The organism is Blautia sp. OM07-19, assembly GCF_003481595.1.
Lineage (GTDB): Bacteria > Bacillota > Clostridia > Lachnospirales > Lachnospiraceae > Blautia_A > Blautia_A intestinihominis.
In genome coordinates this window covers 96,102-113,754 of record NZ_QULA01000003.1, presented here as the reverse complement: position 1 = coordinate 113,754, position 17,653 = coordinate 96,102, and the positions used below count along the sequence as shown (strand labels likewise).

At 46.5% G+C, this 17,653-nt stretch carries 12 protein-coding genes; all 12 read left to right on the top strand.

Annotation, left to right across the window (positions count from 1 at the left end):
• Positions 1-50: 50 nt before the first annotated feature.
• The 12 genes from DXC01_RS04060 to DXC01_RS04000 all read left to right on the top strand — a co-directional run bounded on the left by DXC01_RS04060 (position 51) and on the right by DXC01_RS04000 (position 17,237).
• Complete coding sequence (locus DXC01_RS04060; protein WP_022214553.1) at positions 51-2,123, top strand: heavy metal translocating P-type ATPase; 2,073 nt, start codon at positions 51-53, stop codon at positions 2,121-2,123.
• A 257-nt stretch (positions 2,124-2,380) separates the two neighbouring features.
• Complete coding sequence (locus DXC01_RS04055; RefSeq protein ID WP_118251353.1) at positions 2,381-2,932, top strand: DUF3793 family protein; 552 nt, start codon at positions 2,381-2,383, stop codon at positions 2,930-2,932.
• A gap of 24 nt (positions 2,933-2,956) precedes the next feature.
• Positions 2,957-3,379 (top strand): flavodoxin, encoded by a 423-nt coding sequence (locus DXC01_RS04050; RefSeq protein ID WP_022214555.1) that lies wholly within the window; start codon positions 2,957-2,959, stop codon positions 3,377-3,379.
• Between the two features lie 27 nt (positions 3,380-3,406).
• Entirely contained in the window at positions 3,407-4,702 is a 1,296-nt protein-coding gene (eno, locus tag DXC01_RS04045) for a phosphopyruvate hydratase (protein WP_022214556.1), read from the top strand.
• 296 nt (positions 4,703-4,998) lie between these two features.
• Positions 4,999-6,654 (top strand): putative bifunctional diguanylate cyclase/phosphodiesterase, encoded by a 1,656-nt coding sequence (locus DXC01_RS04035; protein ID WP_118251355.1) that lies wholly within the window; start codon positions 4,999-5,001, stop codon positions 6,652-6,654.
• 87 nt (positions 6,655-6,741) lie between these two features.
• The gene (locus DXC01_RS04030) at positions 6,742-7,425 is read left to right on the top strand and encodes a response regulator transcription factor (RefSeq protein ID WP_118698325.1); all 684 of its coding nucleotides are present in this window, start codon (positions 6,742-6,744) and stop codon (positions 7,423-7,425) included.
• Positions 7,422-8,954, top strand: coding sequence for a sensor histidine kinase (locus tag DXC01_RS04025; protein WP_022214559.1), 1,533 nt, complete (start codon positions 7,422-7,424; stop codon positions 8,952-8,954). Before DXC01_RS04030 ends, DXC01_RS04025 begins: the two co-directional genes overlap by 4 nt.
• 100 nt (positions 8,955-9,054) lie before the next feature.
• Positions 9,055-9,675 (top strand): imidazole glycerol phosphate synthase subunit HisH, encoded by a 621-nt coding sequence (hisH, locus tag DXC01_RS04020; RefSeq protein WP_022214560.1) that lies wholly within the window; start codon positions 9,055-9,057, stop codon positions 9,673-9,675.
• A gap of 1 nt (position 9,676) precedes the next feature.
• Positions 9,677-10,435, top strand: a complete 759-nt coding sequence (gene hisF, locus DXC01_RS04015; RefSeq protein WP_118698324.1) for an imidazole glycerol phosphate synthase subunit HisF — start codon at positions 9,677-9,679, stop codon at positions 10,433-10,435.
• Between the two features lie 13 nt (positions 10,436-10,448).
• Positions 10,449-11,144 carry a uracil-DNA glycosylase gene (gene ung / locus DXC01_RS04010; protein ID WP_022214562.1) on the top strand — a complete coding sequence of 232 codons (696 nt, stop codon included), beginning with the start codon at positions 10,449-10,451 and terminating at the stop codon, positions 11,142-11,144.
• 2 nt (positions 11,145-11,146) lie between these two features.
• A complete protein-coding gene (locus DXC01_RS04005) occupies positions 11,147-12,763 on the top strand; it encodes a putative polysaccharide biosynthesis protein (RefSeq protein ID WP_118698323.1) in 1,617 nt (538 codons plus the stop codon).
• A 244-nt stretch (positions 12,764-13,007) separates the two neighbouring features.
• Positions 13,008-17,237, top strand: a complete 4,230-nt coding sequence (locus tag DXC01_RS04000; protein ID WP_118698322.1) for a 2-hydroxyacyl-CoA dehydratase — start codon at positions 13,008-13,010, stop codon at positions 17,235-17,237.
• Positions 17,238-17,653 lie beyond the last annotated feature (416 nt).

Below are 17,653 nucleotides of genomic sequence, written 5' to 3'. Positions count from 1 at the left end.
GGTAATCACTGCAGGTGTTTTTTATTAACAAACATGCGAGGAAAGATTATATGAAATTCAAAATAGAGCATCAGATCAAAGGCAGAGTCAGGATCCATATCTGCCAGAAGAGAATGACCTGCCGCCAGGCAGATCAGCTCGAATATTTTCTCAGCGGCCTGGAAGGCGTAACGGCTGTCAAAGTAGTAGAGCGTAATCAGGATGCGGTCATCTGCTACAATGGAGATAAACTGGCAATTCTGAAAGCGGTACAGAAGTTTTCATACGGTGCTTCCGAGGCTCCGGAGAGCTATCTCCAGAACTCCGGCCGTGAGATGAACAGCGAATACTGGGAAAAAATGGTAAATCATGTTGTGGTTCATTACGGCAAGAAGCTGTTCCTTCCAATGCCGGTCAGAACTGTACTTACCACATTACATTCTATGAAATATATTTGGAAGGGTATCCGCACTCTTGCAAAACGCAAGATCGAAGTATCCGTACTTGATGCAACAGCGATCGGAGTATCCATTTTCCGTGGAGATTTCTCGACAGCATCTTCCGTTATGTTCCTGTTAGGCTTCGGTGAGATCCTTGAGGACTGGACACATAAGAAATCTGTAGACGACCTGGCAAGAAGCATGTCCCTCAATGTAAGCAAAGTATGGCTTGTGACAGAGGGCGGAGAAGTCCTTGTAAATTCTGACCAGATCAAACCTGGCGATGAAGTCAAGATCCATATGGGAACCGTGATCCCATTCGACGGTATCGTTACAGCCGGAGAGGGAATGGTCAACCAGGCATCTCTTACAGGAGAATCCATGCCGGTTGTAAAACGCGAAGCAAGCTATGCATATGCAGGAACTGTTGTTGAGGAAGGTGAGATCACCATCCGTGTCAAAGAAACATCCGGTTCCACCAAGTTTGAGAAGATCGTTACCATGATCGAAGAAACCGAGAAACTTAAATCAGCAGTAGAGAGCAAGGCAGAACATCTTGCAGACAGCCTTGTGCCGTACACACTTGCAGGAACAGGACTTACCTACCTGCTCACCAGAAACGTGACCAAGGCACTGTCTATCCTTATGGTAGACTTCTCCTGCGCTCTGAAACTTGCAATGCCGATCTCCGTGCTTGCAGCGATCCGCGAAGCAAATGCACACAAGATCACAGTCAAGGGCGGCAAATTCCTGGAGGCAGTTGCTGAGGCAGACACCATCGTATTTGATAAGACAGGAACATTGACCAAGGCAAAACCGACGGTAGTAGACGTTGTTTCCTTTAACGGCGAGTCCAAGGATGATCTTCTTCGTCTTGCAGCCTGCATGGAAGAGCATTTCCCACATTCTATGGCAAAAGCAGTCATGGATGCGGCTAAGGACCGCGGCCTGACTCATGAAGAAATGCACTCTAAAGTAGAATATATCGTAGCACACGGAATCTCCACGACTGTAGATGGAAGAAAAGCCATCATCGGAAGCCATCACTTCGTATTCGAAGATGAGAAGTGCACGATCCCGGAGGGCAAAGAAGAAGAATTTGCAAGTCTTCCGCCGGAATACTCTCACCTGTATCTTGGTATCGAGGGTGAGCTGGCAGCTGTTATCTGCATCGAAGATCCGCTGCGTCCGGAGGCACCGGAAGTGATCCGCAAACTGCATGAAGCAGGATTTACACAGATCGTCATGATGACAGGCGACAGCGACCGTACAGCCAAAGCGATCGCAGCCAGAGTCGGTGTAGACAAATATTATTCTGAAGTACTTCCGGAAGACAAGGCAAGATTTATCGAGGAAGCAAGAGAAAGCGGACACAAAGTCCTGATGGTCGGCGATGGGATCAACGATTCACCGGCACTTTCCGCTGCAGATGTCGGAATCGCGATCAGTGATGGTGCAGAACTTGCAAGAGAGATCTCCGATATCACGATCGGCGCAGATGATCTGTCTGTTATGGTCACACTCAAAGAGATCAGCAACGGTCTGATGACCAAGATCCACAAGAACTACAGACGTATCATGGGTATCAACGGAACCCTGATCGCACTCGGTGTGACAGGCGTGATCCAGCCGACAATGTCTGCACTTCTTCACAATACATCCACACTGCTGATCGGTATGGATTCCATGAAATCTGTCCTTTAAAAAATAGCTGAAAAAATAAAAAAGTTAAATGCAAAAAACTCTTGACAGCACAGGTGAAATATAGTACTATCATCTTAGTTAGTTAGTTAGTTAGTTAGTTCTAACCAAGAGCGTAATATTTTACGGGTATGGAGACATATCCGTAAAATTTAAAAGCTAAGTTAGTTAAAACTAATCTATTTCCTGCGCGCAAAAGCGAGAATCAGTAAATCCTTTTTCCTTGCAGGAAGCATCATGAGCGAGATGGAGGTAACCAAATGTTAGAATCAGGTATTGTTGCGCATTGCGCTCCGACGCTTGCAGGGATAAAAACGGCAAATATGTTTAACTATCTGCCGGATGATATGGAGGATCTGCCAAGAGAGGTACAGGAAGAAAACCGTAAGCTGAATGGAAAAGGGGTTTATGTGGAAATACTGAGAACAGGCGAGAAGAGAGCACTGATCTACGTCTACCGGAAAAACAAGCTGGAAGCTGATCTGAACAGGGAAGGAGCCGAGAACATCCTTCAGACCTGTGGATACGAATGCCGGGGAACGGACTGCTGTCTTCGCAAACTTCAGGACCGCTTTTTTCAGTATGAATGCTTCCCTCATGAGGTGGGACTGTTCCTGGGATATCCTCTGGATGATGTGACAGGATTTATTGAACAGAAGGGAAAAAATTACAAGTGCTGTGGGATCTGGAAGGTTTACGGAGATGAGCAGAAGACCCAGGTGATCTTCCGGAAACTGAAGAAATGTTCAGAAATCTATCAGAAATTATTTGCCGATGGCAGAAGCATCCTTCAGCTCACCGTCGCAGCATGATCAAGAAAGGACAGGTAAAAGAATATGAGTAAAGTAGCAGTTGTATATTGGAGTTCTACAGGAAACACAGAGAGCATGGCAAATGCAGTAGCAGACGGAGCAAAAGAAGCAGGCGCAGAAGTTACTGTATTTGAGACAGCAGACTTTGAGGCAGCAAAAGTAGACGAATTTGATGCAATCGCATTCGGATGCCCGGCTATGGGAGATGAAGTACTGGAAGAAGATGAGTTCGAGCCAATGTTCAGCTCCTGTGAAGAAAAACTCTCCGGCAAAAAGATCGGTCTTTTCGGATCCTACGGATGGGGCGATGGAGACTGGATGCACAACTGGGAAGCTAAATGCAAAGAGGACGGAGCTGTTCTTGTAGCAGACGGTGTGATCTGTCAGGAAGAACCAGACGATGAAGCAGTAGAAAACTGCAAAGCATTAGGAAAAGCACTGGCATAAATCTACAGATCAAGGAGTAAAAAGATCATGAACTATTTGGAAATTGAAAAAGTCATCGGCCGTGAGATCATGGATTCCAGAGGAAATCCGACAGTAGAAGCAGAAGTAACCCTGATCGACGGTACCGTAGGAAGAGGAACAGCACCAAGCGGCGCATCTACAGGTGAATTTGAGGCACTGGAACTCCGCGACGGTGACAAAGCAAGATATCTCGGAAAAGGTGTTTTGAAAGCAGTAGAAAACATCAATACAAAGATCAGCGAAGCGATCGTTGGCCTGGATGCATCTGATATCTATGCAGTAGACAAGGCAATGATCGAGGCAGACGGCACAAAAGACAAATCAAATCTTGGAGCCAATGCGATCCTTGCAGTTTCTATCGCAACAGCAAGAGCAGCTTCCCTTGCACTGGAGATCCCGCTGTATCGTTTGCTTGGAGGAATTTCCGGAAACCGTCTTCCTGTTCCGATGATGAATATCTTAAACGGTGGAGCTCATGCAGCAAATACTGTTGACGTGCAGGAGTTTATGGTCATGCCTGTAGGAGCACCTACATTCCGTGAAGCACTGCGCTGGTGTGCAGAAGTTTTCCATGCACTTGCTGCACTTCTTAAAGCAGAAGGACTTGCTACTTCCGTAGGAGATGAAGGTGGTTTTGCACCGAACCTCGCAAGTGATGAAGAAGCGATCCAGTACATCCTCAAAGCGATCGAAAAAGCAGGATACGAGCCAGGCAAAGATTTCATGCTTGCCATGGACGCAGCTTCCAGCGAATGGAAAGGTGAGAAGAAGGGCGAGTACATCCTTCCGAAAGCAGGCACCAAATTTACTTCTGAAAGTCTGATCCAGCACTGGAAACAGCTTGTAGAGAAATATCCGATCATTTCTATCGAAGATGCCCTGGATGAAGAAGATTGGGAAGGCTGGCAGCTTCTGACCAAAGAACTTGGCGGAAAAGTACAGCTTGTAGGTGACGATTTATTCGTAACCAATACAGAGCGTCTGAAGAAAGGTATTGATCTTGGATGCGGAAACTCTATTCTGATCAAACTCAACCAGATCGGTTCTGTTTCTGAAACTCTTGAAGCGATCAAGATGGCACATAAAGCAGGATATACAGCAATTTCTTCTCATCGTTCCGGTGAGACAGAAGATACAACGATCGCAGATCTTGCAGTTGCACTGAATACCTGCCAGATCAAGACAGGAGCACCAAGCCGTACAGAGCGCGTGGCAAAATACAACCAGCTTCTCCGTATTGAAGAAGAACTTGGAAGTGCTGCTGTATATCCGGGAATGGGAGCTTTTAACGTAAAACGCTGAGCATTCAGAATATAACCTGGATCTTTTGGAAGTTTTTTATAAGAATCAAGAATACTGTCGTGAGAAAATGTTGCTTTTTGTGGATACTTTTTCTCTGCGGCAGTATTTTTTTGTGATAATAGTTACTATTTGTTGGATAATCAGTGGGGAAAGCAACAAAAATGGAAAAATTTATTGATTTAGGAATTTTCAGATATTGCAATCAAACCATCATTATATTATACTGTGCGTATAAGACTGGATAATAATGTATATGAGGTGATTCTATCAGTTACCAATGGGAAGGAATTTATAGAATGAGTAGAACATATCATCAGCGTGCCAGGATTCTGGTAGTAGATAATTCAGAGATCAACAGAGAAATGCTGAACGATATTCTGGGAGAGACTTATGAGATAAGGCTGGCTGGAAGCGGTCGCGAAGCTCTCGAGATTCTTGAGAAGGAACACTGGAATCTGGAACTGGTGCTGCTGAAGCTGGAAATGCCGGATATTGACGGCTATGAGCTTCTGGAGATCATGAGAGAGAAGATGTGGCTGGAGGAATTTGCCGTGATCGCCGTGATCGCGAGCCTGACTGCCGATGTCAAGAGAGCATACAGACTTGGGGTCTGCGACTGTTTCAGACTTCCTTATGTGACAAGCATCTTAAGTCATCGTATCGAGAATGCGATCGTCACACATGAGAAGGAGTACAGAGACTATCTGACGGGAGCCTATAACCGCCGCGGCTTTATTTATATGGTAGAGAAATTCCTGAATCACTGTGAGGACAGATCCAAATACGCGATCGTATTTTTTAATATCAAGAGTTTCAAGGCGACCAATGAACTACTTGGAATCAAGGAAGGCGACCATATCCTGGACAGCCTCTATGATGAGATAGAGCAGTCTTTCCTGAAACCGATCTATGTGGGCAGGATCGAAGCAGACCACTTTGTGAGCTTTGTAGAGCGTGACCGGATTTCCGGAGAGAAGCTGGCAGATTTCTGTGATCAGGTTTTTGATGTCAGCAATAAGAAGATCCGTGTGCACTGCAGATGCGGTATCTTTTATCTTAAGGACGAGCCGATGCCGGTTTCCGGAATGATCGACCGTGCCAAACTTGCGAAGCAGTACATTGTGGATGAATATCTCAAGCCATATGCGGTTTTTGACCATAATATGGATATGGCATATATTGACAATGCAGAGATCACAACAGAATTTGAGGAAGCGATCGCAAACGAAGAACTGGAAGTCTACTATCAGCCGATCGTAGATTCTGTGACAGGCAAGATCATGTCTGCGGAGGCTCTGATCCGCTGGATCCATCCGAAGAAGGGATTTATCTCCCCGGGGATCTTTGTGCCGAAGCTGGAGGAGGATGGTTCCATTTCCAAACTTGACCGTTATGTATTCCAGAAGGTACGTGCCTATATCCGCGGCAGATATGAGAAGGGACTGGAAGTCGTTCCTGTTTCCATGAACCTTTCCTGGATGGATTTTTATGATGAGACACTGATCGAGGAGATCATTGATTTCCTGGAGCATGCGGAATTCCCGTCCAGACTGATCCGTTTTGAGATCACCGAGACTTCTTATGCGGCACTCGAGGAGAATGTCGGCAATGTCCTCAACAAGATCAAGGAAAAGGGAGCCTGGATCCTTCTGGATGATTTTGGAAGCGGTTATTCTTCCTTTAATATGTTGCAGAAATTTTCCTTCGATATTCTCAAGATCGACATGTCCTTTACAAGAGAGATCGAAGCGAACTCAAGAGCAAGGAAACTGATCCCGCTGATCATAGAAGCAGCTCATGCACTGGATGCCAGAACAGTGGCTGAGGGTGCGGAGACCAAAGAGCAGGTAGAGTTCCTTAAGGAACATGGATGTGATTATATTCAGGGATATTATTTCTACCGTCCAATGAAAAAAGACGAATTTTCTGAGAAACTGGACCAGAATTCCTGAAATCGTTCACAAAACAAACATAAATCTCTGATAAGATGATAGCATTGAAATACAACAAAAGAAATTTTTTGATTGGAGGAATCAGAGATGGAAGCCCCGAAAATTCTTGTAGTAGATGATGAAAGCCGTATGAGGAAGCTGGTGAGAGATTTCCTGGAGAAGAAGAATTTCCAGGTACTTGAGGCAGGCGACGGCGAAGAAGCAATGGATATTTTCTACGAGGAAAAGGATATCGCCCTCATCCTTCTGGATGTCATGATGCCAAAGATGGATGGATGGGAAGTGTGCAGGGAGATCCGTAAGAATTCCAAGGTGCCGATCATCATGCTGACAGCGAGAGGTGATGAGAGGGACGAGCTCCTTGGATTTGACCTCGGAGTAGATGAATACATTTCAAAACCATTCAGTCCGAAGATCCTGGTCGCCAGAGTGGAGGCGATCCTTCGAAGGACCGGACAGGACGCAGGAGGCGATGTCCTGTCGGCAGGAGGGATCGTGATCGACAAGGCGGCACATCAGGCATCTGTTGATGGTGAGCCGATGGAACTGAGCTTTAAGGAGTTTGAACTTCTGACTTATTTCCTTGAGAACCAGGGGATCGCTCTTTCCAGAGAGAAGATCTTGAATTCTGTATGGAATTATGATTATTTCGGCGATGCCAGAACGATTGATACGCACGTCAAGAAGCTGAGAAGCAAGATGGGTGCGAAGGGAGAATATATCAAGACTGTCTGGGGAATGGGTTACAAATTTGAGGTGGATGAACAATGAGATTTTTCCACAAAGATTCAGATAAGAAGCGGAAGAACAGGAAGTTCCATCCGCTGCGCCGACAGATAGCAGTCCTGTTTATTGGACTGCTTCTTCTTTCTATGGTCGTGATCACCCTGATCAATGGGTTATTCCTGGAACATTATTATATCAGCCGCAAGACAGAAGTGCTGAAGGAAGCGGTAGAGAAGCTGGAGAACCTTGAGGTTGAGACAGATTCCGATGGAAACAGCAGTGCGGAAGTCTCGGATGAGATGTTCAAGGACTGTTCTGAGAACAACCTTACCTGGGTCATGGTCACAGCAGACGGACAGACGATCTGTTCTGTTGGAAGCAATGAGGATCTTCTGCAGGCCAGACTGGTCGGATATGTATACGATCTTGATCAGAAGAAGAACAAGGAGAAAGTTCTCCAGAAAAATGACAATTATGTGATCCAGCAGGTCAGTGACCGCTTTGCCAGAATGGAATATGTGGAGAGCTGGGGAGAACTGGGGAATGGATGCTATTTCCTGATCCGTACTCCGCTTGAGAGTATCCGGGAGAGTGTCGCGATCTCCAACAGTTTTTATTTCTATGTGGGACTTGGGATTATTGCTCTCAGCGGACTGGTGGTTTGGGTGATCACGAAGCGTATCACAAAGCCGATCAGTGAACTGACACAGCTTTCTACCAAGATGAGTGAACTGGATTTTGATGCGAAATATCACAGCCAGGCGGGCAATGAGATCGATGAGCTTGGCGAGAACTTCAACCGCATGTCTGAACAGCTTGAGAAGACGATCTCCGAACTGAAATCGGCGAACAATCAGCTGCTCAAGGATATTGAGAATAAAGAAAAGATCGACCAGATGCGTCAGGAGTTCCTGAACAACGTCTCTCATGAACTCAAGACCCCAATCGCACTGGTACAGGGATATGCCGAGGGACTGAAGGAAAATATTTCCGATGACCCGGAGAGCAGGGAATTTTACTGCGATGTCATCATGGATGAAGCGGCCAAGATGAATAAGCTGGTTAAGAACCTTCTGACTCTGAACCAGCTGGAATCCGGCAGGGATGAAGTTTCCATGGAGAGATTTGATATCGTAAGTCTGATCCGCGGAGTACTGCAGTCCATGGATATCATGATCCAGCAGAAAGAAGCGAAGGTAAGTTTCGAGGCATCAGAGCCGGTCTATGTCTGGGCAGATGAGTTCAAGATCGAGGAAGTTGTGACGAACTATACCAGCAACGCACTGAATCATCTGAACGGTGAGAAGGAGATCGAGATCCGTGTGATCCCGGAGGATGACCGTGTCAGAGTGACTGTATTTAACACAGGAACACCGATCCCGGAGGAGGATGTTCCGAAACTGTGGAATAAATTTTACAAAGTGGACAAGGCAAGGACCAGAGAATACGGTGGAAGTGGTATCGGGCTTTCTATCGTAAAAGCCATCATGGAAGGCCTGCACCAGCAGTATGGTGTACAGAATTATGACAATGGCGTAGAGTTCTGGTTTACGCTCGACCGCAAAAATGATTAAAAAAGAAGCAGATGTAAAGAAACCACTTTGCATCTGCTTCTTTTTGCGGTATACTTGGACATGATGATCAACATGAATAAAGACAGGATGTGAGATACGAATGATAGGTATTATCGACTACGATGCAGGAAACATCAAAAGTGTGGAGAAAGCACTTGCCTACCTTGGCGAAGAAACCGTTGTATCCCGTGACCCGCAGGTGCTCCTTCGGGCAGACAAAGTGATCCTTCCGGGAGTTGGAAGCTTCGGCGAAGCAATGGAAAACTTACATAAATATGGTTTGGTTCCGGTGATCCAGGACATGATAAAGAAAGGAACCCCGTTTCTTGGGATTTGTCTTGGATTACAGCTTTTATTTGAAAGCAGCGAAGAGACACCGGGTGTAGAAGGACTTGGGATCCTTAAAGGCAAGATCTTGCGTATTCCGCCATCTCCGGGACTCAAGATCCCGCACATGGGATGGAATTCCCTGCACCTTCAGAATAACGGAAGACTGTTTAAGGATATCCCGGAAGATACCCATGTATATTTTGTACATTCCTATTATCTCCAGGCAGAAGATCCGCAGATCGTGAAGGCAGTGACTGAGTACAGCACAACGATCCATGCTTCTGTCGAGAAGGACAATGTATTTGCCTGCCAGTTCCATCCGGAAAAGAGCAGCAAGTACGGACTTAAGATCCTCGAAAACTTTGCGAAACTTGAGAAGGAGGGGAACTGATATGTTTACAAAGAGAATCATTCCCTGTCTGGATGTAAACAACGGACGTGTGGTAAAGGGCGTTAATTTTGTAGATCTCAAAGATGCGGGAGATCCTGTGGAGATCGCCAAAGCTTACGATGCAGCCGGTGCAGATGAGCTTGTTTTTCTGGATATCACAGCATCCTGTGAAGAACGTGACACGGTTGTGGATATGGTGCGTCAGGTTGCGGCAAATGTATTTATTCCGTTTACCGTCGGCGGCGGTATCCGTACGGTAGACGATTTCAAGAAACTTCTCCGTGAGGGTGCAGACAAGATCTCTGTCAATTCCGCAGCGATCGACCGTCCGGAGCTTATCACAGAGGCAGCAGAGAAGTTCGGAAGCCAGTGTGTTGTCGTGGCGATTGATGCCAAACGAAGAGAAGACGGCGGCTGGAACATCTACAAACACGGTGGACGTCTGGATACCGGCATTGATGCCATTGAATGGGCCAAAAAGGTCGAGCGTCTCGGTGCAGGTGAGATCCTTCTTACCAGCATGGACTGTGACGGGACCAAAGCAGGATACGATATTGAACTGACCAGAGCGATCGCAGACGCAGTTTCTATTCCGGTCATTGCATCTGGCGGTGCAGGAACTCTGGAACATTTTTATGATGCACTGACAGAGGGCGGTGCAGATGCCGCGCTGGCAGCATCTTTATTCCATTACAAAGAACTGGAGATCCGTCAGGTGAAGGATTATCTGGCAGAGAGAGGGATTTCCGTTCGAAGATAAGAGGTGATAATACATGGCTCCTTTATCGGGAGAATGGCTGGAAGCATTAAAGGATGAATTCCATCAGCCATATTATGCAAAATTATATAAGACAGTTATGCAGGAGTATCAGACACGGAAGATCTTTCCTCCGGCAGATGATATGTTCAATGCATTTCATTTTACACCGCTGAGCCAGGTGAAGGTCGTGATTCTTGGACAAGACCCGTACCACAATGACGGACAGGCGCACGGACTGTGCTTTTCTGTCAAAAGGGATGTCGAGGTTCCGCCGTCACTGGTGAATATTTATCAGGAATTACACGATGATCTGGGATGCTATATCCCGGACAATGGATATCTGGAAAAATGGGCAAAGCAGGGCGTGCTTATGCTGAACACCGTTTTGACTGTCCGCGCACATCAGGCAAATTCCCACCGTGGGATCGGATGGGAGCAGTTTACCGATGCTGCGATTCGGATCTTGAATGAGCAGGACCGTCCGATCGTTTTCCTTCTCTGGGGACGTCCGGCACAGATGAAGAAATCCATGCTCAACAATCCGAAGCATCTGATCCTGGAGGCACCGCACCCAAGCCCGCTGTCCGCGTACAGGGGATTTTTCGGATGCCATCATTTCAGTAAGACAAATGAATTTCTGGTTCAGAACGGACTGGACCCGATCGACTGGCAGATCGAAAATAAAGCAGAACAGGAAAATAAGGAGTAAAAATGAGTCAGAAGAACAATTTAGTCAAAAACGCGTCCTTTCTGATGATCGCGGCAATGATTTCCAAGGTCATCGGATTATTATATAAGAGCCCGCTTTCTTCTATTGTAGGAAATATGGGCATGGGCTATATCAGCCTTGCACAGAATGCCTACATGATCCTTCTGATGATCGCTTCTTTCAGTATCCCGCAGGCAGTTTCCAAACTGATCTCCGAGAGGATTGCTTTAAAAGATTACAAAAATGCACAGAAGATCTTTCGCGGATCCCTGATCTACGCTGCGATCGTAGGCGGGATCGTGGCACTGGTATGCTTGTTTGGGGCGAGATTCATCATCCCGAGCAACCAGCCGAATGCCGTGCTGGCACTCCAGATCCTGTCTCCAACGATCTTCCTTTCCGGAATCCTTGGTGTGTACAGAGGATATTTCCAGGCATACCGAAATATGATGCCGACTTCCATCTCACAGATCCTGGAACAGATCTTTAATGCGGCAGTCAGCCTGATCGCTGCATGGATGTTTATCAAATATTTTGCAGACGGCAGTGATGGAAGTGTCGCAAAATGGGGAGCAGCCGGTTCTACTGTGGGAACGACTGCAGGTGTTGTAACTGCGCTGATCTTTATGCTCCTTGTATACGGAGTCAACCGCAGAGCTATCAAGAGAAGAGTGGCAGGAGATCATTACCATGAAGAGGAAACTTATGGTGAGATTCTGAAACTGATCATCCTGATCGTTTCTCCGATTATCCTGAGTTCTTTTATTTACAATATCAATGGTTATCTCAATGGTGTCCTGTATTCCGAGATCATGGGAAAACATGGCGTGGATTCCGATACGATCAGTATGCTTTATGCAGAATATGCGACTTATTTTATGAGTATCATCAACATCCCGCTGACACTTTCCAGTGCAGCTCCGACATCCATGATACCGGAGGTTTCTGCCCTGTATGCGACGGGTGACATTGACGAGACCAGAAGGAGAGTTGACCAGACAGTCCAGCTTTCTATGTTTATTTCCATTCCGTGTGCAGTCGGACTTGCCGTGCTTGCACAGCCGATCGTGTCTCTGCTTTTTGGCGGAACAAACGGTGTGGCAGGAAAACTCCTGATGCTTGGATCCTTTACGATTCTTCTGAATGGAATGTCAAACATTTCCAATGGTGTCCTTCAGGGTATCGGCAAGCCGAAGATCCCGATGATGACTGCAGCAGTGGCGCTTTTGGTCGATGTGATCGTGGTTGTATTACTTTTGATGTTTACAGATCTTGGCATTTATGCGCTTCTGGTGGCGATGATCGTCTATGCGGTCGTTGTCTGCGTGATGAATGATTTCTTTATGAAAAAATATCTGGATTATAAGAATCCGTGGAAGGCAGCCTATGTAAGCCCGATCCTTGCATCGGTTGTCATGGGTGTTGTGGCAGGTGCTGTATACTACGGACTGCATGTGATCCTGCCGTCAAACTTTATCTGCCTTGGCGTATCCATCGTTCTGGCAGCGGCAGCGTATTTCCTAGCTTATATTCTGGTTGACAAGACTGCTTCCGAGCGCCTTTCCAGAATGCCGGGCGGCGCTTATCTGGTAAGGATCGCAAACAGATTCCACAGATAAAAGGATATGACATAAAATATAATATTCAGGATCAAAAGCATTTTCGGACATGGTTTCGGAGGTGCTTTTTTTCTGCTACTCGGGCAGGAGAGCAACAAATTCTTGAAGTTGGTCATTGTCATTTGTAAAACTTTGTCGTATAATGTTACGGAATTCGATTTGAAAAAACACTTTTTAATAAGAAAGAACACGTTACACATTCATATCTGTATATATACAGTTTTATGACGAGGAGGTCGATTTATTGAATACATACACATTGGGAATTGATATCGGATCTACTACAGTAAAGATTGCGATTCTTGATGAAAACGATCAGCTTCTGTTTGCAGATTACGAACGTCATTTTGCAAACATCCAGGAAACACTGGCTGATCTGTTGGAGAAAGCCCATGCAAAACTTGGAGAGATGACACTCTGCCCGGTGATCACAGGTTCTGGTGGTCTGACACTTGCGAACCATCTGGAAATCCCGTTCGTGCAGGAGGTTATCGCGGTTTCTACTTCTTTGCAGAAGATCGCACCGCAGACAGATGTTGCGATTGAGCTTGGCGGTGAGGATGCCAAGATCATCTATTTTGAGGGTGGAAACATTGAACAGCGAATGAACGGTATCTGTGCCGGAGGTACAGGTTCCTTTATCGACCAGATGGCATCCCTGCTTCAGACAGATGCTACCGGTCTGAATGAATATGCAAAAAATTACAAAGCACTTTATCCGATCGCTGCCCGCTGCGGTGTATTTGCAAAGACGGATATCCAGCCGCTGATCAACGAGGGCGCAACGAAGGAAGACCTGTCTGCATCTATTTTCCAGGCAGTTGTAAACCAGACGATTTCCGGTCTTGCCTGCGGTAAACCGATCCGTGGTCATGTAGCATTCCTTGGCGGTCCTTTGCATTTCCTTTCCGAGCTCAAGACGGCGTTTATCAGGACTCTGAAACTGGATGATGAGCATACGATCGTTCCGGAGAATTCTCATCTTTTTGCTGCGATTGGTTCTGCACTGAATGCGAAGAAAGATGTGACGGTTTCCCTGACAGATCTTAAAGACAGACTGCGTCATTCAATCAAGCTTGACTTCGAAGTAGAGCGTATGGAGCCGTTGTTTGCGACAGAGGAAGATTACGAAGCATTTAACAAACGCCAGTCTTCTTACAAAGTTGCAACAGGCGATCTGGCAAGCTATAAGGGTAACTGCTATCTTGGTATCGATGCCGGATCTACCACGACAAAGACTGCACTGGTAGGAGAGGATGGAAGCCTTCTTTATTCCTTCTACAGTAATAACAACGGAAGCCCGCTCAAGACAGCAATCCGTTCTATCCAGGAAATCTATTCCAAACTTCCGGAAGGCGCAAATATCGCCTATGCATGCTCTACCGGTTATGGTGAGGCTCTTATAAAGGCAGCGCTTCTTCTGGATGAGGGAGAGGTTGAGACTGTATCTCATTACTATGCAGCAGCATTTTTTGATCCGGAAGTAGACTGCATCCTGGACATCGGTGGTCAGGATATGAAGTGTATCAAGATCAAGAACCAGACCGTAGACAGCGTACAGTTAAATGAGGCATGTTCTTCCGGCTGTGGTTCCTTTATCGAGACTTTTGCGAAATCTCTGAACTACAGTGTGCAGGATTTTGCGAAGGCAGCGCTTTTTGCACAGCATCCAATCGACCTTGGAACACGCTGTACCGTATTTATGAACTCCAAGGTAAAACAGGCGCAGAAAGAGGGCGCGGAGGTATCTGATATTTCCGCAGGTCTTGCGTACTCTGTTATCAAGAACGCGCTTTACAAGGTTATCAAGGTTTCTGATGCGACAGAACTTGGCAGGCATATCGTTGTACAGGGTGGTACTTTTTATAATGATGCGGTACTCCGAAGCTTTGAGAAGATCGCAAGCTGTGAAGCGATCCGTCCGGATATCGCAGGTATCATGGGTGCGTTTGGTGCGGCTCTGATTGCGAGAGAGCGTTATGAGACGGGCAAAAAGACAACAATGCTTTCCATTGACAAGATCAATGAGCTGAAATATACAACATCTATGGCAAACTGCCGCGGATGTACCAATAACTGCCGTCTGACCATCAATAAATTTACCGGCGGCCGTCAGTTCATCAGTGGAAACCGCTGTGAGAGAGGTATCGGCAAAGAGAAAAACAAGGATCATGTGCCGAACCTTTATGAATATAAATACAAGAGACTGTTTTCCTATGAGCCGTTAAGCCCGGATCAGGCAACCAGGGGACAGGTGGGTATCCCGCGTGTCCTGAACATGTTTGAGAATTATCCGTTCTGGTATACATTCTTTACCAAACTGAAATATGAAGTGGTGCTTTCGCCGACTTCTACCAGAAAGATCTACGAGCTTGGCATTGAGTCTATCCCGAGTGAATCAGAGTGTTATCCGGCGAAGCTGGCACATGGTCATGTGAGCTGGCTGATCAAAAAAGGTGTGAAATTTATTTTCTATCCTTGTGTTCCGTATGAACGAAATGAGTTCCCGGATGCAGTCAACCATTATAACTGCCCGATCGTTACTTCTTATGCAGAAAACATCAAGAACAATGTGGATGAGCTCAAAGATCCGAGCATCAAGTTTATGAATCCGTTTATGGCATTTACGACCGAAGCGATCCTGACAGACCGTCTGGTACAGGTATTTAAGGATATTCCGGCAGAGGAAGTAAAGGCAGCAGCTCATGCGGCATGGGAAGAACTTGCCCAGGCACGTAAAGATGTGCAGAAAAAGGGCGAGGAGACTCTTCAGTACCTTAAGGATACCGGACGAAGAGGAATCGTCCTTGCAGGCCGTCCGTATCACATCGACCCTGAAATCCATCATGGTATCCCGGATCTGATCAACAGTTATGGTATTGCGGTATTTACAGAGGATTCTATTTCTCATCTTGCAGAAGTAGAGCGTCCAATCCGTGTCAATGACCAGTGGATGTATCATTCCCGTCTGTATGCGGCAGCAAACTTTGTCAAAAAACAGGATAATCTGGATCTGATCCAGCTCAATTCCTTTGGATGTGGTCTGGATGCGGTTACAACAGATGAGGTTTATGAGATCCTCGATGGCAGCGGCAAGATCTATACCTGCCTGAAGATCGATGAGGTGAATAACCTTGGAGCGGCAAGGATCCGTGTACGTTCCCTGCTGGCAGCACTCCGTGCAAAAGATGCACAGCATAAAGAGCGTGAGATCAAACCGTCTTCTATCGAGAAGGTTGTATTTACCAAGCAGATGCGTAAGGATTATACGATCCTCTGCCCGCAGATGTCACCGTTCCATTTCGGAATCCTGCAGGCTGCATTTAATACCTGTGGATATCATCTGGAAGTCCTTCCGAATGATAATAAGCATGCGGTCGATGTGGGACTGAAATATGTAAATAATGATGCCTGCTATCCGTCTCTGATGGTAGTCGGACAGGTTATGGATGCGCTTCTTTCCGGCAAGTATGACCTGAACAAAACGGCTGTCATCATGTCTCAGACAGGTGGTGGATGCCGTGCGTCCAACTATATCGCATTTATCCGCCGTGCACTCAAGAAGACCGGCATGGAGCAGGTTCCGGTTATTTCCATCAACTTAAGTGGTCTGGAAAGCAATCCGGGATTCAAGCTGACGCTTCCACTGATCAAGCGAGTATGCTATGGTGCAGTGTTTGGAGATATCCTGATGAAATGTGTTTACCGCATGCGTCCGTATGAGGTGGAAGAGGGAATCGTCAACCGTAAGCATAAGATCTGGGAGCAGAGGGTGATCTCCTTCCTGACGGGAAGCAGTGTCAGCCACAGCCAGTTCAAGAAGATGTGCCATGAGATGGTACATGAGTTTGATATGATCCCGATCACCGGTGAGAAGAAGCCGAGAGTTGGTATTGTTGGTGAGATCCTTGTCAAGTTCCTTCCGGCTGCGAACAATCATCTGGCAGAACTTCTGGAAGCAGAAGGTGCCGAGGCAGTCTGCCCGGATCTGATCGACTTTATCAATTACTGTTTCTATAACCAGAACTTTAAGTGTGAGTTCCTTGGATTTAAGAAGAATACGGCTACGATCGCGAACTGGGGCATCAAAGCAATCGAATGGCTCCGTAAGCCGATGAATGAGGCACTGGCGCAGAGCCGTCACTTTACTCCGTCTGCGAATATCGCGGATCTGGCGAAGATGGCAGAGCCGATCGTATCTCCTGGAAACCAGACTGGTGAGGGATGGTTTTTGACTGGCGAGATGATGGAGCTGATCCATGGCGGTGTGCCGAATATTGTTTGTATCCAGCCGTTTGCTTGTCTGCCGAACCATATTGTGGGTAAAGGTGTTATCAAGGAGATCCGGAGGGAGCATCCGGAGGCTAATATTGTGGCAATTGATTATGATCCGGGTGCGAGTGAAGTTAACCAGCTGAATCGTATTAAATTGATGCTTTCTACGGCGCAGAAGAATCTCAGGGAGAAGCCCTGATGCCCATACTTTTGGAAAAGTATAAAACTTTTTGGTGTTAAATTTTTGGTTTTTTGATATTTGGGAAATATGAAAACCCTTAGGGGGAGCATCTCAGAGTCTGCGAAGGCCGAAGCTCCCCCTAAGAACCCCCTCCTTGGCCACGCGGTTTTGGCGTGGGGACGGGCGTGCGCGTGTCGCGCGCGTCGCCTTGGGTGTTGGTTTGAATAAAGTTAATAAAAAATGGGAGAGCACGCAGCCTATGGCTGCGATGGTCTCTCATTTTTGGTTGGAAAAGAGTTATGTCTCGAACCTCGCCCCACCCCGCACACCTCATCTCCGTAACATACATACCATCCACCCATCCAAACATTCCCCTTTACCATTTTCCTTCTGTCTGGTATACTTAAAATCAAATGCAAATCATACAGAAAGAG

Bases quoted from the DNA above. Each gene is read 5' to 3' on its own strand.
- DXC01_RS04030 (WP_118698325.1), top strand. From the start codon at position 6,742: ATGGAAGCCCCGAAAATTCTTGTAGTAGATGATGAAAGCCGTATGAGG.
- ung (WP_022214562.1), top strand. From the start codon at position 10,449: ATGGCTCCTTTATCGGGAGAATGGCTGGAAGCATTAAAGGATGAATTC.
- eno (WP_022214556.1), top strand. From the start codon at position 3,407: ATGAACTATTTGGAAATTGAAAAAGTCATCGGCCGTGAGATCATGGAT.
- DXC01_RS04050 (WP_022214555.1), top strand. From the start codon at position 2,957: ATGAGTAAAGTAGCAGTTGTATATTGGAGTTCTACAGGAAACACAGAG.
- DXC01_RS04025 (WP_022214559.1), top strand. From the start codon at position 7,422: ATGAGATTTTTCCACAAAGATTCAGATAAGAAGCGGAAGAACAGGAAG.
- DXC01_RS04055 (WP_118251353.1), top strand. From the start codon at position 2,381: ATGTTAGAATCAGGTATTGTTGCGCATTGCGCTCCGACGCTTGCAGGG.
- DXC01_RS04035 (WP_118251355.1), top strand. From the start codon at position 4,999: ATGAGTAGAACATATCATCAGCGTGCCAGGATTCTGGTAGTAGATAAT.
- hisF (WP_118698324.1), top strand. From the start codon at position 9,677: ATGTTTACAAAGAGAATCATTCCCTGTCTGGATGTAAACAACGGACGT.
- DXC01_RS04060 (WP_022214553.1), top strand. From the start codon at position 51: ATGAAATTCAAAATAGAGCATCAGATCAAAGGCAGAGTCAGGATCCAT.
- hisH (WP_022214560.1), top strand. From the start codon at position 9,055: ATGATAGGTATTATCGACTACGATGCAGGAAACATCAAAAGTGTGGAG.
- DXC01_RS04005 (WP_118698323.1), top strand. From the start codon at position 11,147: ATGAGTCAGAAGAACAATTTAGTCAAAAACGCGTCCTTTCTGATGATC.